A 17336-nucleotide genomic window follows, 5' to 3' on the forward strand; every position below is an offset into this window, starting at 1 on the left:
GGGTACGGCCCGTCACAGCCGTCGAATGAGCGGCCCAGCCGGAACACCACCGGAAGGGCAAGCGGGGTGGTACCGCGGAACGCGCCGGAAACGGCCGTCTCGTCCCCGTGTGGGTGAAAGCCCGTACGAGTGAGACGAACCGCGAGGAGCACCGAAGATGTATCCCAAGGCACAGGTGGACGGCGAGACCGGCGTCCCGTCGCAGCCTTCGTTCCCCGAGTCGGAAAAGCGCGTCCTCGCGTACTGGGAATCCGATCGGACCTTCCAGGCCTCGATCGACGCCCGCGACCCCGGCGTCAACGGCTCGAACGAGTACGTCTTCTACGACGGCCCGCCGTTCGCGAACGGTCTCCCGCACTACGGTCACCTGCTCACGGGATACGTGAAGGACCTGGTGCCGCGCTACCAGACCATGAAGGGCAAGCGCGTCGAGCGCCGTTTCGGCTGGGACACCCACGGCCTGCCCGCCGAACTCGAGGCGATGCGCCAGCTCGGGATCACCGAGAAGGCCGAGATCGACGCCATGGGCATCGACGTCTTCAACGACGCGTGCCGCGAGTCCGTGTTGCGCTACACCGGCGAATGGCAGGACTACGTCACCCGCCAGGCCCGCTGGGTCGACTTCGACAACGACTACAAGACGCTCGATGTCAAGTACATGGAATCGGTCATCTGGGCGTTCAAACAGCTGTGGGACAAGGGCCTGGTCTACGAGGGCTACCGCGTCCTGCCCTACTGCTGGCGCGACGAGACGCCGCTGTCCAATCACGAGCTGCGGATGGACGACGACGTCTACGCCAGCCGTCAGGACCCGGCCGTCACGGTCGGTTTCCGCTTGGAGGGCAACGACAACGAGCTCGACGGCACCTACCTGCTGATCTGGACGACGACCCCGTGGACGCTGCCGTCCAACCTCGCGACCGCGGTGCACCCCGACGTCCGGTACGTCGTCGTGGAATCCGAGGCGCAGGAGGGCAAGCGGTTCCTGCTCGCCGAAGCGCGCGTCGCCTCGTACGCCCGTGAGCTCGGCGAGGAGCCGGTTGTCGTCGGGCACTACACGGGCACCGAGCTGCTCGGAACCCGTTACGCCCCGCCGTTCCCGTACTTCGCCGGACACGAGAACGCGCACCGCGTGCTGTCCGCGGACTACGTCACCACCGAAGACGGCACCGGGATCGTCCACATCGCGCCCGCCTACGGTGAAGAGGACAAGGCCGTCACCGACGCCGTCGGGATCGTGCCGGTCACGCCGGTCGACGCGCAGGGCAAGTTCGACGCGACCGTCGGGGACTACGCGGGCCAGCAGGTGTTCGACGCCAACCCGAACATCATCAAGGATCTCAAGAACGGCACCGGTTCCGCCGGCCGTCAGGGCGCGGTCCTGCTGCGCCACGAGACCTACGAGCACCCGTACCCGCACTGCTGGCGCTGCCGGAACCCGCTGATCTACCGAGCCGTCTCGTCGTGGTTCGTCGCGGTGACCGAGTTCAAGGACCGGATGATCGAGCTGAACCAGCAGATCACCTGGTACCCGGAGAACGTCAAGGACGGCCAGTTCGGCAAGTGGCTGGAGAACGCCCGCGACTGGTCGGTCTCCCGCAACCGGTACTGGGGCACGCCGATCCCGGTGTGGCAGTCGGACGACCCGGCGTACCCGCGTACGGACGTCTACGGCTCGCTCGAAGAGCTCGAGCGCGACTTCGGTGTGCGGCTGGACAACCTGCACCGGCCCTTCATCGACGAGCTGACCCGGCCGAACCCGGACGACCCGACCGGGAAGTCCACCATGCGCCGGATCGAGGACGTGTTCGACGTCTGGTTCGACTCGGGTTCGATGCCGTACGCCCAGGTGCACTATCCGTTCGAGAACACCGAGTGGTTCGAGCACCACTACCCGGGCGACTTCATCGTCGAGTACATCGGGCAGACCCGCGGCTGGTTCTACCTGCTGCACGTGCTGGCGACCGCGTTGTTCGACAGGCCCGCGTTCCGGACCTGCATCTCGCACGGCATCGTGCTCGGCTCGGACGGCCAGAAGATGTCCAAGTCGCTGCGCAACTACCCGGACGTCAACGAGGTCTTCGACCGCGACGGTTCCGACGCGATGCGCTGGTACCTGATGGCGAGCCCGATCCTGCGCGGCGGGAACCTGGTCGTCACCGACAAGGGCATCCGCGACGCCGTCCGCCAGGCGGTGCTGCCGCTGTGGAACTCGTACTACTTCCTCGCGCTCTACGCGAACGCCGAGGGTGTCGAAGGGCAGTGGCGCACCGATTCGAAGCACGTCCTCGACCGGTACGTGCTGGCGAAGACGCACGAACTGGTGACCGACGTCGAGCACGCGCTCGACACCTACGACGTCGCCGGTGCCTGCTCGACCGTCCGCGATTTCCTCGAGGTGCTGACGAACTGGTACGTGCGTCGCTCGCGTGACCGGTTCTGGGCGGGCGAGCAGGACGCGATCGACACCCTGCACACCGTGCTGGAGGTGACGTCCCGGGTGGTGGCGCCGCTGCTGCCGCTGACCACCGAGGTCGTCTGGCGCGGCCTGACCGGCGGCCGTTCGGTGCACCTGGCCGACTGGCCGAACTCGCTCGACCTGCCCGCCGACGCGGCGCTGGTGACGGCGATGGACCGCGTGCGGCAGGTGGCGTCCTCGGCGCTTTCGCTGCGCAAGGCGAACAAGCTGCGGGTGCGGCTGCCGCTGGCCAAGCTGGTGGTCGCCGCGCACGAGGCCGGCTCGCTGCGCGAGTTCACCGACATCCTGCGCGACGAGGTCAACGTCAAGTCGGTCGAGCTGACCGCGGACGTCGCGGCGCACGGCGGTTTCGAGGTCGCGGTCAACGCGCGCGCGGCCGGGCCGCGGCTGGGCAAGGACGTCCAGACGGTGATCAAGGCCGTCAAGGCCGGCGAGTGGACGACGTCGGAGAGCGGCGCCGTCGTGGCCGCCGGGATCGAGCTCGTCGAGGGCGAGTACGACCGGCGCCTGGTCGCCAAGGGCGGCGGCGCGGCCGCGGAACTGCCCGGCGGGGCGGGGCTGGTGCTGATCGACACCGAGGTCACCGACGAACTGGCGGCCGAGGGCCTGGCCCGCGACCTGGTCCGGGTCGTCCAGCAGGCCCGCCGCGACGCCGGTCTCGACGTCGCCGACCGGATCGCGCTGACGGTCGACGCGCCGGAGGACGTGGTCACGGCCGCGAAGACGCACGAAGAGTTCATCGCTTCGGAGACCTTGGCGACTTCGGTGGCCTACGGCGCCGTCGCCGACGGCTCGGCCGGAACGGTCGGGGAGGGCACCAAGGTGACCGTGGCGGTCGCCAAAGCCTGACCGCGAGTGAAATGAAGGGGACTTTCATTGCAAAATTTGCAATGAAAGTCCCCTTCATTGCGTCCGGGGAGGTCCCGATCACCGGGATCACGAAAAGGATTCGGAACCGTCGCTTTCTCGCCGCCGCGCCGCCTCGCGCGGGGGAAATCGGCAGGCTGGCCCGGGGCGCGCGAAGTACGCGCCGTACTGGGGGAGAGCGAGTCCATGAGTCCTGCCCGGAAAAGAGGGATCCTGATCGGCGCCGCGCTGGCGGTCGTCGCCATCGTGGTGGCCGCGGTGGTGCTGCTGGTCAAGGAGGATCCGGCGCCCGCCGCCACCGGCGGACCCGGGGAGCCGACCGAGAGCGCGAGCCAAAGCCCCGCCCAGGTCGCCGCCCGGTTCCTGCGGCAGTTCGACACCGGTGACCTGACCGGTGCGCCGGTCGACGATCCGGCGGCGGGCACGGCGGCCCTGTCCGCGGCGCGCGCCGCGCTCAGCGGGGCGCCGGTCAAGACGTCCCTGGGCGAGGTTCCGACGACGCCGGGGGACGCGACCACGACGTCGGCCACCTTCCACGCTTCGTGGACGTTCACGGGCAACAGCGTCTGGAAGTACGAAGGCAAGCTGGAGCTGGTCCGCAACTCGGGGAAATGGGTCGTCCGCTGGGCGATGTCGGTGATCCACCCGAAGCTCGAAGCCGGTCAGCAGCTTTCCGTGGCTCCCGTTTCGGCGAAGCCGGTCGTGGCCGACAGGGACGGCAAAGCCCTCGTCGGCGGTGACGCGGCGGGTGTCGCGCCGATCCTGCAAGGGGCGCTGTCGAAGGTCGCGTCCGAGCAGAACGGCGGCTCCGGGACGCCCGCCACCGTCACCGTGTCGCGGGTCGATGCCTCCGGCAAGCCGGTCGAAACGCTGTTCGGGCAGGCGGGCGAGAGTGACAAACCGCTGGCTTCGACCTTGAGCGTGGCTTCCCAGAGCGCCGCGCAGAAGGCCGTCGACGGCTTCCAGGGGCCGGCGATCATCGTCGCGATGAAGACTTCGGGCGAACTGCTGGCCGTCGCGCAGAACGGCGCGGCCGGGAACCAGCCGAAGGCGCTCAACGGCCTCTATTCGCCGGGTTCGGCCTTCAAGATCGCCACGGCGACCGCGGCGCTGCAGAAGGGCGGGATCTCCGCCGACTCGCCGGTGGCCTGCCCGGGCAGTGAGCAGATCGGGACCCGCACGCTCAAGAACGAAAACGGGTTCGACCTGGGGACCGTCTCGCTGAAGACGGCCTTCGCCGCCTCGTGCAACACGACCTTCGGGCGGCTCGCCGGGCAACTGCCCGCGGACGGCCTCGCGAAGGCCGCGAGCCAGTACGGCCTCAACGCCGACTTCGAGATCCCGGGACTGGCGACCGAGACCGGCAAGGTGGAGCCGTCGGCGGGCGGCGACGAGCAGGTCGAGGCCGGGATCGGGCAGGGAAGGGTGCAGGTCAGCCCGCTGGGCGCGGCGCTCATGGCCGCCACCGTCGCCACGGGGAAGCCGGTGGTGCCGAAGCTGTGGCAGGGGCTCGAGACCAAGGTCAACACCGGCTACCAGGCCCCGCCCGCCGGGGTGCTGAACCAGGTCCGGGCGATGATGCGCGAGGTCTGCACGACGGGGACCGCGAAGGCGCTGAAGGGCAGCGGCGCCGTCTTCGGCAAGACCGGGACGGCGCAGTTCGGCTCGGGTGCCGACGCCAACGGCTGGTTCGTCGGGTATCGCGGCGACGTCGCGTTCGCCGTCATGCTCGAGGGCTCCAACGATTCCGGGCCCGCGGTCCGGCTGGCGGCGAAGTTCCTGGTGGGCTGACGTTTCGGCCCTCGCCGAACCGTGCGTCTTCTACGGTGAACTCATGGAAACGATCGCCTTGGCCGAGGTCGCGGCCGTGCTCGCCGATCCGAGCCGCGCGTCGATGTGCCTCGCGCTGCTCGACGGACGTGCCTGGACGGTGACCGAGCTGGCCGGAGTGGCCGAAGTGGCCGCGTCGACGGCGAGCGAACACGTGACGAAGCTGACCGAGGCAGGCTTCGTCGTGCGGGTCAAACAGGGGCGGCACAGCTACGTCCGGATCGCCGACCCCCGGGTGGCGGAGCTGATCGAGCATCTGGCGCAGCACGCCGAGCATCGCCCGGTGAAGGGGTTGCGCTCGTCGGTCCGGGTGAAGCGGCTCGAATTCGCCAGGACCTGCTACGACCACCTCGCCGGGACGGTCGGGGTCGCGCTGCGGGACGGGATGCTCACCGCCGGGCTGATCGACGAGGCCGACGGCCTGACGTTGACCGCTCGCGGACGCGAGGTGCTCGGCGCCCTCGGGGTGGAGATCGCCGAAAGTCGCCGTCCGATGCTGCGTGACTGTCTCGATTGGACAGTGCGCCGTGATCATTTGGCGGGCCGGGTCCCCGCGGCGTTACTGTCTCACGGAGTGAGCGCCGGCTGGTTGTCCCGTGAGGGCAACCGCGCGGTGAAAGTCCTGCCCGCGGCGGAGAAACCGTTCGCGGAACTCGGGGTGGACCTGGTGGCCCTGCGGAGTCCGTAAAGGACAGTCTGTAACACAGGCTATCCGGACGGTTTTCGACCGGTACACGAACGAGTGACGACCACCGCCTCACTATTCTGGAGCCCTCACGGCGACCGGACGGGAGGCGACATGGAGCAGCTCCCGCTCATTCTCGGTACCGGTGGTGCCGTCCTGCTCGTCGCCGTGATCGCCGTCCGCGTGTCGATCCGGGTCGGTCTGCCCTCGCTACTGCTCTACCTGGGCATGGGGGTGCTGCTCGGCGAAGCCGGGTTCGGCATCCAGTACGACAATCCCGAGCTCACCCAGTCGCTCGGCCTCGCCGCGCTGGTGATGATCCTGTCCGAAGGTGGTCTCACCACCCGGTGGACGGCCGTGAAACCCTCGCTGGGCATCGGAATCGCACTGTCCACAGTGGCCGTCGCGGTGAGTATCGCGGTCACCGGCGCCGCCCTGCACTGGCTGCTGGGCCTCGACTGGCGGATGGCGTTGCTGTGGGGCGCGGTGCTCGCCTCGACCGACGCCGCCGCGGTGTTCTCGGTGCTGAGATCGGCGGGGGTCGGGAAGCGGCTCGTCGGCGCGCTGGAGATCGAGTCGGGCATCAACGACGCCCCGGCGTACATCGCCGTCGTCGTGCTGGCCGAGGGCACGACCATCGACTGGTCGCTGCCGCTGCTGGTGGTCTACGAACTCGCCGCCGGGCTGGTCATCGGCCTGGCCTTCGGCTGGATCGGCGCGCACGCGCTGCGACGGGCCGCGCTGCCGGCGACCGGCCTGTATCCGCTGGCCACGGTCGCCGTCTGTGTCGTGGCGTACTCGAGCGGGCAGCTGGCGCACGCCTCCGGCCTGCTCGCCACCTATGTCGCGGCCCTGGTGCTGGGGAACTCGAAGCTGCCGCACCGGTCCGACACGCTGTCCTTCGCGGAGGGGCTCGGCTGGCTCGCGCAGATCGGGCTGTTCGTCCTGCTGGGCCTGTTCGCCTCGCCGAGCAGGATCTTCGAGAGCCTGATCCAGGGGCTCGTCGCGGGCGCCGTGGTGCTGCTGCTCGCCCGTCCGCTGTCGGTGGTGCTGTCCGCGCTGCCGTTCAAGATCCCTTGGCGAGAACAGGTGTTCCTGTCCTGGGCCGGGTTGCGCGGGGCCGTCCCGATCGTGCTCGCGCTGATCCCGCTGTCGTCCGGGGTGCCCGGTGCGCAGGAGCTGGTCGACGCCGTGTTCGTGCTGGTCATCGTGCTGACCCTGCTCCAGGGTGCGACGCTGAGCCCGCTCGCGAGAGTGCTCGGGCTGACCCAGCACGCCCAAGCGCACGAGATCGACGTCGACTCCGCGCCGCTCGACGAGATGGGCGCCGACCTGTTGCAGGTCCGGATCAATCCCGGGTCGAAGATGCACGGCGTCTACCTGGCGGAGCTGCGGTTGCCGATCGGGGCGACGATCAGCCTGCTCGTGCGCGACGGCATCGGCTTCACGCCCAACAAGGACACCCGGCTCCAGGAACGCGATCAGTTACTCGTCGTGACCACGTCCGACGCCCGTGACGCGGCCGAACGACGCCTCCGGGCCGTCGACCGTGCCGGACGCCTCGCCAGGTGGAAGGGCGAATCCGGCCAATAGGTCACGAGATCGCACCAGCCTTTCGTCGGTTGATCTCAGAAAATTCACTACGAGTTGTTCCCTTTTGTACTCCTTTTGGATTACTTTCCCCGCAATCCACTCCATCGAATGGGTGAGTGTCACGGGGTAAGGAGTACGCAAGGTGACGAAACTTCCTGTGCGGTTCGCCGGTCTGGGGGCCGCCGCCGTCCTCGTCGGGGTGGTTCTCTCGACGCCGGCCGCGGCCGCGGGCGCGTTCCCGGCGTTCGGCTTGCCGTTCGACACCGGTCAGGCGGTCTATTCGGCGGGGATTCACTCGGACAACGGGACCTCCGGCGTGAAGAACGCCATCGACTTCAGTCCGGGGGACAAGACCGTTCGCGCCCCGCTCGCGGGGACGGTCCGGATCCAGCACTGCGACGGCGGCGACTGGGTGACCGTCGACCACGACGGCGGCTGGCGGACCGGGTACTACCACATGGAGGGCATTTCGGTCACCGACGGCCAGCGGGTCGTCCCGGGCGACGCCCTCGGCCGGACCGGCAACGCGCTGCCCTGCGGCGGCAGCAGCACCGGCGCCCACGTGCACTTCACCCTGTGGACCCTGCCCGCCGTCGCCAAGGGCGGTGACTCGCGCGACTTCGGCGTCGGAGCGGGCAACTGGAACGGCATGTCCTACGACGAGGTCTCGACCAAGGTCGCCGAGGCCTACGGCGAAGCGGTCGACGGCAAGACCTTCGGCGGCTGGCAGTTCGCCGCGGGCACCGATCAGTACTCGGGTACGGCCACCGAGGTCTCGTCCCGCGCGACCATCCCCCTGCCCGGCCGATTCCGCGTCTGACCTCCCGCGATCAGTCCTCTGGATGCGGTAGTTGCGCGTGCAAGTACCGCAACCGGAGGACGAAACGCGGGGGTTCTCCTCGGTCGCGGAAGGCGTGACCGGCGTCTCAACATCCGGACGAGGGGTGGCTCGATCGCGGGTGCATCCGCTAACTTCGTTCGTAGGTCACGAGTGTCAGCGTCAAGCCCCGGCTAGCTGACCGGCAACCCTCCTTCCGCGGTGGGGTGCCCCGGGTGAGGACCTGGCTCGTCGCGTGGTGCGGCGGGCAAGCGCGGGATCCTCGTCGGGTCCCCAGGCCCGGAGGATGACGATGACTCTCGCTCTCGAACGCACCAGCACCCCCGCCACCCCCTCCGCCACTGTCGCGGAAACCGTTGCCACCCGCGAAATCCCGGCCGTGGCGTGTGCCGATCTGCGGGTCCCGCTGGTCACCGGCGGCGACATCGGGTACGCCAACCTCGACCACGCGGCGAGCGCTCCCTGCCTGGACAAGGTGCGCGACGCCGTCGACGAGTTCCTTCCCTGGTACGCCAGCGTCCACCGCGGCGCCGGGTTCGCTTCGCAGGTCTCCACCAAGCTTTACGAGCGGACGCGCGGAATCCTGCGGGACTTCGTCGACGCGCGGTCGACCGACACCGTCGTGTTCACCCGCAACACCACCGATTCCTTCAACCTTCTCGCGCGCAGCCTGCCGAAGCACACGTCGGTCGTCGTGTTCGACACCGAGCACCACGCCGCGCTGCTGCCGTGGAAGGGCCCGAACGTCCGCCGGATCCAGACCCCGCGCACCCGCCTCGCCGCGGTGTCCGCTGTGGACGAAGCGCTCGCGGACTGCCCTCAGGGCCCGCGGCTGGTCGTCATCACCGGCGCGTCCAACGTGACCGGGGAACTGTTGCCGGTCAAGGAGATCTCCGCCGTCGCGCGGCGGCACGGCGCCCGGATCGCGCTCGACGCCGCGCAACTCGCGCCGCACCGCAAGATCTCCCTGCGCAAACTGGACGTCGACTACATCGCGATCTCGGGGCACAAGCTGTACGCGCCCTTCGGTGCCGGTGCGCTGATTGGCCGCGCCGACTGGCTGCGCGCCGCCCAGCCGTACCTCGCCGGTGGCGGCGCGACGAAACTCGTCACCCGCGACTCCGAAGACTTCGGCGTGGTCTGGAACGCCGGAGCCGAGCGGCACGAAGCCGGTTCCCCCAACACCGTCGGCGTCTACGCGCTCGGTGTCGCCTGCGAGACGCTGGCCGGGAACTGGGACGCGATCGTCGCCCACGAGGACGAGTTGCTGGCACGGCTGCGCCGTGGTCTCGCCGGTGTCCCCGGTTTCGCCGAGCTGCGGCTGTTCGACGCGCCCGTCGACCGCGTCGGCACGCTGAGCTTCGTCGTCGACGGCTTCGACCCGGGCTGGCTCGCCGCGGTTTTGTCCGCGGAGTACGGCATCGGCGTGCGGGACGGTGCGTTCTGCGCGCACATCGCGACCAAACGACTCATCTCCGCCGCCGGTTCGACCGGCCAGCAGGCCGTCCGGGTCAGCCTCGGCCTCGGCAGCACCGCCGAGCACGTGGACCGGCTCGTCCTGGCGCTGCGCCAGATCGTCGCCCGCGGCGCCCGCTGGCAGTACGAGAAGCCGGAAGGCCGCTGGGTGCCGGAGAACGACCCGCGGGAGCTTCCCCCGTTCTGCGCCTGACCCACTACTCTCCCCTCGCATGGGGAGCGAGCGACCGCGTTACTGGTTTCCGCTGGCGTTGCTGGGTTTCGCCCAGCTGACGGTGGTGGCCTTGTCCGTCGGCACGAGTCCGGTCGACTACACGGCCTACGGGAACGGTGGCCTGTTCGGTTCCGTCCACAGCGTGGAGATGAGCCGTGAAGCCGTGTCCGCCGTTTCGGTCGTCGGCAGGAGCCGGATGGACGACTGGCTGTTCGCCGTGTTCGCGGTCTACCTCGGCACCGTGCTCTTCTATGCCTTCCGGTCGAGGCGCCTGCCGTGGTGGAAGGTCCTCGCGATCGCTCTCGGCGGGCTGGTCGCCATCGTGCTGGCGGATCTGGTCGGCTACTGGGAACTCGACATGGACGGCGACGCGCGGAGCGCGATCCTGGTGACGCTGGGCCTGGTCCTGCTCGCCTGGCTGGACCGCAGCGTGCTGGTGCTGGTCGCCGCCGCCGCGTTCGTGCTCTGCGCCGTCGTGCTCGCCCAGGGACAGCTCGCGCTGGTGCTGTCGTCGCTGGTCGCGCTCGCCGGGGCGTTCGCGGCCCTGCTGAGCAGGCCGAAGACAGCCGCCGAGGAGACCTGAGCACGCTCCGTGGACAATGGGGGCGTGAGTACAGAGCCCGAAACCGCGCCACCGGCGCCGCCGCTGCCCAAGAAGCGCGTCGCCGTGGTGTTCGCCGTCGCCGCGGTGCTGTGGGGGATCGACCTCCTCACCAAGCAGATCGCGGTGTCCACGCTGGAGGGCAAGCAGCCGGTCGAGTTCCTCGGCGGGCTGGTGTACTTCCAGCTGGTGCGCAACCCCGGTGCCGCCTTCTCGATGGCGACCGGGCTCACCTGGGTGCTCGCGCTGGTCGCGGTGGCGGTCGTGGTCGCCATCGTCTGGCTGGCCCGGCGGCTGCGCTCGGTCGGCTGGGCGATCGGCCTCGGCCTGGTGCTGGCGGGCGCGCTCGGCAACCTGACCGACCGGATCTTCCGGGCCCCCGGCCCGCTGCAAGGACACGTCGTCGACATGATCTCCGCGTTCGCGCCGAACGGGCAGGGCTGGGCGATCTTCAACGTCGCCGACTCCGCGATCTGCGTCGGCGGGGTGCTCATCGTGATTCTTTCCTTGCTGGGCAAGGACTACGACGGATCGTCTACAAAGGACAAGAAGAAGGCGGCGAGCGCATGAGCGCGCGGATGTTGCCCGTTCCCGACGGGCTCGACGGCATGCGCGTCGACGCGGGGCTGGCGAAACTACTGGGACTTTCCCGCACGGTCGTGGCGGAACTCGCCGAATCCGGCGAGATCCTGCTCGACGGCAGGCCCGCCGGGAAGTCGGACAGGCTGGCCGCGGGCGGGCTGCTCGAGGTGACGCTGCCCGATCCGGCCTCGCCCATCGAGGTCGTCGCGGAACACGTCGACGGGATGAAGATCCTGCACGACGACGACGACATCGTGGTGATCTCGAAGCCGGTCGGTGTCGCCGTGCACCCGAGCCCCGGCTGGAACGGGCCGACCGTCGTCGCCGGTCTCGCCGCCGCCGGGCTGCGGATCGCGACGTCGGGCGCGGCCGAACGCCAGGGCGTCGTGCACCGGCTGGACGCGGGTACCACCGGCGTGATGGTCGTGGCCAAGAGCGAGCACGCGTACACCGTGCTCAAGCGGGCGTTCAAGGAACGCACCGTCGACAAGGGCTACCACGCCATCGTCCAGGGCCACCCGGATCCGACGCGCGGCACCATCGACGCGCCGATCGACCGGCACCCCCGGCACGACTACAAGTTCGCCGTCGTCCAGGGCGGACGGCCCAGCGTCACGCACTACGAGGTCGTCGAGGCATTCCGTGCCGCGTCGCTGGCCCAGATCAAGCTGGAGACCGGCCGCACGCACCAGATCCGCGTGCACTTCTCGGCCCTCAAGCACCCGTGCGTCGGTGACCTGACCTACGGCGCAGACCCGGTGCTCGCGCGCAAACTCGGGCTTTCCCGGCAGTGGCTGCACGCGAAGACGCTCGGCTTCGCTCACCCGTCCGACGGGCGCTGGGTCGAGTTCGAGTCGGAGTACCCGGACGACCTGGCCAACGCGCTGCGGATCCTGCAGGACGAGAACTAGCCGGGCTAGTCGTCGATCGACCAGGTCAGCGTGCGCTCGTCGGGCTCCGGCCTCGGTGACCAGCGCACGGCGACCACGCGGGTGGCGTCCGGCAGCACGTAGACGGTGTGGCCGCCGAGGGTCTCGCCGGGCCGGACGCCGATCTTGTGCGGCGGCCGCGAGGTCAGGGACACCGGCGCCTTCGTGATCGGCTTGCCGTCCGCGCTGAGCAGTTCGAGGTAGTTGTCCGGCAGCGAGACGAACGGGATGTTCCCGCGGTTGGTGATCTCGGTGTGCACCACGACCGACCGTTCCCCGGCTTCCAGGGAGTAGCCCGCCGCGCTGAACAGGTAGTCCGCCGGATCCTGGACTTCGAGCAGCTGGACGGTGAGCTGCTCGCCCTCCAGGCCCTGGGTCTCCATGACGTCGCCGGTCTTGCCCTTCTTGCCCTCCGGGACCTGCCGCGGCGCGGGCTGCTGCTCGTCGCCGCGGGCCCACGACGCCGTCTGCGGGACGCCCCAGGTGCTCATCACCGGGTCGGCGGGCGCCATCGGGGGAGCGGCGAACTGCTGCTGAGGGGCGGGCGGCCGCTGCTGCTGGGGCGGTGCCATCGGCTGACGGACCGGAGCCGACGGCGGGCCGGGGTAGCGGCCCGACGGCGTTCCGTGCACGTTGTACGGCCCCGACGGCGTCCCCTGGACGTTGTACGGACCCGAGGGGGTGCCCTGGACGTTGTGCGGTCCGGATCCCTGCGCGGGCGGACGCTGCTGAGGCTGCTGCTGTGCCCAGGAAGGCGGCGAGCTCGCGATGGCGGCGCGTAGCCCGTTCGGGTCGCTTTCCACGCCGACGAGCAGCGGCAACCCGCTGCCGGAGAGGGCGACGAGCCGGTACGCGACCTCGCGCGGATCCATCCCCACCTTGGCCGCGAGTTCGTGTACGGCCGCCTTGCCCAGGTCCGCGAGGGCGGCGAGCAGACGGATATCCACGGGATCGGTCACGGCCACGTCCGGGAACGCTACCGCCTCGCCCCCGGCGCCGCGGGAGTGCCCGCCCGCGTGCCGCAAAACCCGGCTTCGGTAGGTCGTGGTCTCCATTAGGGTCGGGGATACCGCCTCCACCGACCCCTGGGGAAGAAACATGAGCGAAGTCTCCGCCCTCGCCGACGAGTTCGTCGAAGTCCTCTTCGACGCCGAGCCGGTCACGCCCGCTTTGCAGGGCTTTCGTCCGGAATCGACCGGGCTCACCGATCTCAGCGAGGCCGCGGGAGACGTCTTCCGCGCGAAGCTCGCCGGCCTCGCCGAGCGGGCCGAAGCGCTCGGCACCGACGGCTTGAGCGCGGAGGAGAAGACCACCCGGGACGTCCTGATCGCGTCGGCGCGGGCGAAGATCGCGCTGCTGGACTCACGGTTCGTCGAGTTCACCATCAGCGACCTGTTCATCTCGCCCGCCGCCGAGGTGCTGACCGTGCTGCCGATGATGTCGGTCGGCACGGGCGCGCAGGCGGAGGCCCACCTCGGGCGGATCGCCGCGATCCCCGAATTCCTCCGGCAGGCCGCTCAGCGGCATCGCGACGGCGTCGCCCGCGGCCTGGTCCCGGTCGCGTACCTCGTCGAATCCACCGTCGCGTACCTCGACCGGCACCTCGCCGACCCGTCGGCCGACCCGCTGCTGCGCCAGCCCGCGCCCGACGACGACTTCGAGACCCGGCGCGCCGACCTGCTGCGCGACGTCGTCCGGCCCGCGATCGCGGAGTACCGCGAGGTGCTCGCGAAGGAGATCGCGCCGCACGGCCGCCCCGAGGACAAGCCCGGCGTCTGCTGGCTGCCCGACGGCGAGCGCATCTACGCCCTGCTCGCCGAACTGCACACCACGACCGTCCGCACCCCGCGTGAGCTGCACCAGACCGGGCTCGACGTGATCGCGAACCTCGCCGCCGAGTACCGCGAGTACGGCTCCAGCGTCTTCGGCACCACCGACCTCGCGGAGATCTTCAGCAAGCTCCGCACCGACCCGGCGCTGCGCTGGTCCAACGCCGACGAGATGCTCGATTCCGCCCGCGCGGCCATCACCAGGGCCGAGGCCGAGGCGCCGAAGTGGTTCGGCCGGATCCCGCCGCAGCCGTGGAAGGTCGAGGCGGTCCCCGCCGAATCGGCGCCCGGCGCGCCCGCCGCGTACTACATGTGGCCCGCGATCGACGGCTCCCGGCCGGGCATCTACTTCGCCAACACCCACAAGGCCGAGGAGCGGTTCCGGCACGCGGCCGAGGCGACGGCGTTCCACGAGGCCATTCCCGGGCACCACTTCCAGCTGAGTCTCGCGCAGGGACTCTCCGAACTCCCGTTGCTGCGCCGCATCGGAGACTTCAACGCGTACGCCGAGGGCTGGGGCCTCTACACCGAGCGCCTCGCCGACGAGATGGGCCTGTACTCCGACGACGTCGCGAAGCTCGGCATGCTGACCATGGATTCGATGCGCGCCGGGCGCCTGGTCGTCGACACCGGCCTGCACGCGCTGGGCTGGAGCCGCCGCCAGGCCATCGACTTCCTCACCGAGAACACGCCGATGGCGCTGGTCGAGATCGAGTCCGAAGTGGACCGTTACATCGCCTTCCCCGGTCAGGCGCTGTCGTACATGGTGGGGCGGCTGGAGATCCAGCGCATCCGCGAGGAAGCCGAGCTGACGCTGGGCGGCCGGTTCGACATCAAGGCCTTCCACGACGTCGTGCTCGGCGGCGGCTCACTGCCGCTTTCGGTGCTGGACGGCGTGGTCCGCGACTGGGTCGCCGGTCACGGCGACACCCCGAACAGCCTCGCCGGCGAGCTGATGGAGCTCAAGTTCGAGGAGTACCCGCTGTGGCGGTCCCTGCTCGGGCTGCCCGGTCACGACGGTTCACTGCCCGACCCGAGCACCGAGGCCGTGGCGGCCCAGCGCGCGTCGGCGGCCGCCATCGCCGAGCGGGCCGAAGCCCTCGCCGTCGAAGGACTTTCCGCGACCGAGGCGGTCACCCTCGAGGTCGTGATCCAGCAGGCGAAGGCGATGATCGACCTCGCCGACTCCCGCTCCGCGGACATCTCGGTCAGCGACGGGCTGGCCTCGCCCGCGTTGTCGGTCCTCAACGAACTCGCGATGCTGGCGCTGACCGACGAGGAACGGGTCCGGGGTTATCTCGAACGGCTGGAAGGACTCGGGTCCTATTTGGACGCGTTGATCGTGCGCCAGCGCGCGGCGGCGGCCGAAGGGCTGGTGCCGCCCGGCTTCCTCGTCGAGAGCGGTGTCGCTTACGTGGAGCGGTATCTCGGTGACGAGGCGGGTGACCCGCTGGCACTCACCGCGTCCGTTTCCGTGGAGGGTTACGAAACCGAGCGCGACCGGTTGCTCGCCGAGGTGGTCCGGCCCGCGTACCGGCGGTACCGCGACTTCCTCGACGGCGAACTGCGTCCCCTCGCGAAGCCCGAGGAGGAGCCGGGACTGTGCGCGCTGCCGGGCGGGCAGGAGAAGTACGCCGCGCTGATCCGGGCGCACACCTCCACCGAACGCACCGCGCAGGACCTGCACGACACCGGTCTCGACATGATCGCGAAACTGACTGACCAGTATCGCGAGCTGGGCGAGAAGATCTTCGACACCAAGGATCTCGGCGAGATCTTCGAGCGGCTCCGTACCGACCCGGCCCTGCGCTGGCGCGACGGCGACGAACTGCTCGACGCCGCGCGTGACGCCATCGCCCGTGCCGAAGCCGTCGCCCCCCAGTGGTTCTCGACCATTCCCGAGGAAAAGTGCCAGGTGGAGCCGGTGCCGCCCGCGGAGGCGCCGGGCGGCACGCTCGCGTACTACCTGGAGGCCGCGCTCGACGGTTCCCGTCCGGGCACGTACTACGCGAACACCCACGAAGCGGATCAGCGGCCCAAGCACACCAGCGAGGCGATCGCGTTCCACGAAGCCGTTCCGGGGCACCATTTCCAGATCTGCATCGCGCACCACCTCAAGGGGCTGCCGATGCTGCGGAGCCACGCCGACGTCAACGCCTACGTCGAAGGCTGGGGTCTCTACTCGGAGCGGCTCGCCGACGAGATGGGCCTGTACTCCAGCGAGCTGACCCGGTTCGGCATGCTCACGCAGGACTCGATGCGGGCCGGCCGCCTGGTCGTCGACACCGGGATGCACGCGCTCGGCTGGAGCCGTCAGCGGGCGGTGGACTATCTGGTCGAGAACACGCCGATGGCGCGCGTGGAGATCGAGGCCGAGATCGACCGGTACGCCGCGTATCCGGGGCAGGCGCTGTCGTACATGGTGGGACGGCTGGAGATCGAGCGGATCCGGGCCGAGGCCGAGGCCGCGCTCGGGGACCGGTTCGACATCAAGGGCTTCCACGAGGTCGTGCTGAGCAACGGGATCCTGCCGCTGCGAGTGCTGGACAACGTGGTGAAGGAGTGGGTGGCCGCACACAAATAGCGGTATCTCGGCGCTGGGAAGCGTAAATACCCTCGCCCGATGGTGACCGCAGCCCAGGCGAAGGCCAAGTACGACCAGCTCGTGGACCGCTACGAGGACATCTTCTTCTACGTCGCCGATGTGGGGAGGGACCTCGTCGCTTTCGCGGATCCCGCGCCCGGCACCCGGCTGCTCGACGTCGGGGCCGGGCGAGGGGCGGTCGCGAGGGCGGCGCTGGCCAAGGGCTGCGCCGTCACCGCGATCGACGCGTCACCGTTGATGATGCGACGGCTGGCCGAAGAACACCCGGAGATCTCCGCGAGCGAGGGTGACCTCTACCGGACTGGGTTCGCGGACGGGTCGTTCGACCTGGTCACCGCCGGTTTCGTGATGCAGGTCCTCGACGACCCGCTCGCCGCGCTCACCGAATTCCGGCGGGTGCTGACGCCGGGCGGCACGGTCGCGCTGTCCTTGGAACGGCAGTCCGTCGGCCGCCTGGCGTGGTTCCAGGATCTGAGCCTGGAGTTCTTCGCTCCCGGCGGCGCCGCCGAGCCGAAGGCCGCGCAGCCCGGCCCGATGACGTTCGACCAGCTCGACGCGCTGCTCGTCGAGGCCGGGTTCGAAGACCTGACGAGGGAAACCGTCGAACTGCCCAAACCACTGGCTGGTCCGGACGACCTGTTGGACTGGATGATGCCGCGGGGGCTGGCCGAGATGATCTCGGCGCTGCCGTCCGAGCGCGGTGTGGAGTTCCGCCGCCGGTTCCTGGAGGGAGCCCGGCGAATGCACGAAGATGGTGGCATCGTTCTGGAGTTCGCGGCGACCCTGCACCGGGCATACTATCGCTAAG

Annotated in this window: 12 protein-coding genes and 1 riboswitch; of the genes, 11 read left to right on the forward strand and 1 reads right to left on the reverse strand. The window is 69.8% G+C overall.

Features of this window, described 5'->3' with window-relative positions; translation table 11 throughout:
• Positions 1-157 precede the first annotated feature (157 nt).
• The 9 genes from ileS to ACLJRM_RS32610 all read left to right on the forward strand — a co-directional run bounded on the left by ileS (position 158) and on the right by ACLJRM_RS32610 (position 12076).
• Positions 158-3328 carry an isoleucine--tRNA ligase gene (gene ileS / locus ACLJRM_RS32570; RefSeq protein WP_410665233.1) on the forward strand — a complete coding sequence of 1057 codons (3171 nt, stop codon included), beginning with the start codon at positions 158-160 and terminating at the stop codon, positions 3326-3328.
• A gap of 204 nt (positions 3329-3532) precedes the next feature.
• Complete coding sequence (locus ACLJRM_RS32575; RefSeq protein ID WP_410665234.1) at positions 3533-5137, forward strand: penicillin-binding transpeptidase domain-containing protein; 1605 nt, start codon at positions 3533-3535, stop codon at positions 5135-5137.
• A gap of 43 nt (positions 5138-5180) precedes the next feature.
• Positions 5181-5864, forward strand: a complete 684-nt coding sequence (locus ACLJRM_RS32580; protein WP_410665235.1) for an ArsR/SmtB family transcription factor — start codon at positions 5181-5183, stop codon at positions 5862-5864.
• A 111-nt stretch (positions 5865-5975) separates the two neighbouring features.
• Complete coding sequence (locus ACLJRM_RS32585) at positions 5976-7454, forward strand: potassium/proton antiporter (RefSeq protein ID WP_101609384.1); 1479 nt, start codon at positions 5976-5978, stop codon at positions 7452-7454.
• A gap of 142 nt (positions 7455-7596) precedes the next feature.
• On the forward strand, positions 7597-8274 hold the full coding sequence (locus ACLJRM_RS32590) for a M23 family metallopeptidase (RefSeq protein WP_101609383.1): 678 nt from the start codon (positions 7597-7599) through the stop codon (positions 8272-8274).
• A gap of 163 nt (positions 8275-8437) precedes the next feature.
• A riboswitch (SAM riboswitch) is annotated at positions 8438-8552 on the forward strand.
• A gap of 32 nt (positions 8553-8584) precedes the next feature.
• A complete protein-coding gene (locus tag ACLJRM_RS32595; protein WP_410665236.1) occupies positions 8585-9961 on the forward strand; it encodes an aminotransferase class V-fold PLP-dependent enzyme in 1377 nt (458 codons plus the stop codon).
• Positions 9962-9980: 19 nt separating this feature from the next.
• Positions 9981-10565, forward strand: coding sequence for a hypothetical protein (locus ACLJRM_RS32600; RefSeq protein ID WP_101609381.1), 585 nt, complete (start codon positions 9981-9983; stop codon positions 10563-10565).
• Positions 10566-10589: 24 nt separating this feature from the next.
• Positions 10590-11153, forward strand: coding sequence for a signal peptidase II (lspA, locus tag ACLJRM_RS32605; RefSeq protein ID WP_101609380.1), 564 nt, complete (start codon positions 10590-10592; stop codon positions 11151-11153).
• Positions 11150-12076 (forward strand): RluA family pseudouridine synthase, encoded by a 927-nt coding sequence (locus ACLJRM_RS32610; RefSeq protein ID WP_101609379.1) that lies wholly within the window; start codon positions 11150-11152, stop codon positions 12074-12076. The genes lspA and ACLJRM_RS32610 overlap by 4 nt, the downstream gene beginning before the upstream one ends.
• Positions 12077-12081: 5 nt before the next feature.
• Here ACLJRM_RS32610 and ACLJRM_RS32615 read toward each other — a convergent pair whose 3' ends face one another.
• Positions 12082-13059 (reverse strand): AsnC family protein, encoded by a 978-nt coding sequence (locus tag ACLJRM_RS32615; protein ID WP_101613374.1) that lies wholly within the window; start codon positions 13057-13059, stop codon positions 12082-12084.
• Positions 13060-13192: 133 nt separating this feature from the next.
• Here ACLJRM_RS32615 and ACLJRM_RS32620 point away from each other — a divergent pair, with 133 nt between their 5' ends.
• On the forward strand, positions 13193-16507 hold the full coding sequence (locus ACLJRM_RS32620; RefSeq protein ID WP_410665237.1) for a DUF885 domain-containing protein: 3315 nt from the start codon (positions 13193-13195) through the stop codon (positions 16505-16507).
• Between the two features lie 39 nt (positions 16508-16546).
• A complete protein-coding gene (locus ACLJRM_RS32625; RefSeq protein WP_410665238.1) occupies positions 16547-17335 on the forward strand; it encodes a class I SAM-dependent methyltransferase in 789 nt (262 codons plus the stop codon).
• The last annotated feature ends 1 nt before the right edge of the window (position 17336 follow it).

The sequence above is a fragment of the Amycolatopsis sp. lyj-84 genome (assembly GCF_046549075.1).
Classification (GTDB): Bacteria; Actinomycetota; Actinomycetes; order Mycobacteriales; family Pseudonocardiaceae; genus Amycolatopsis.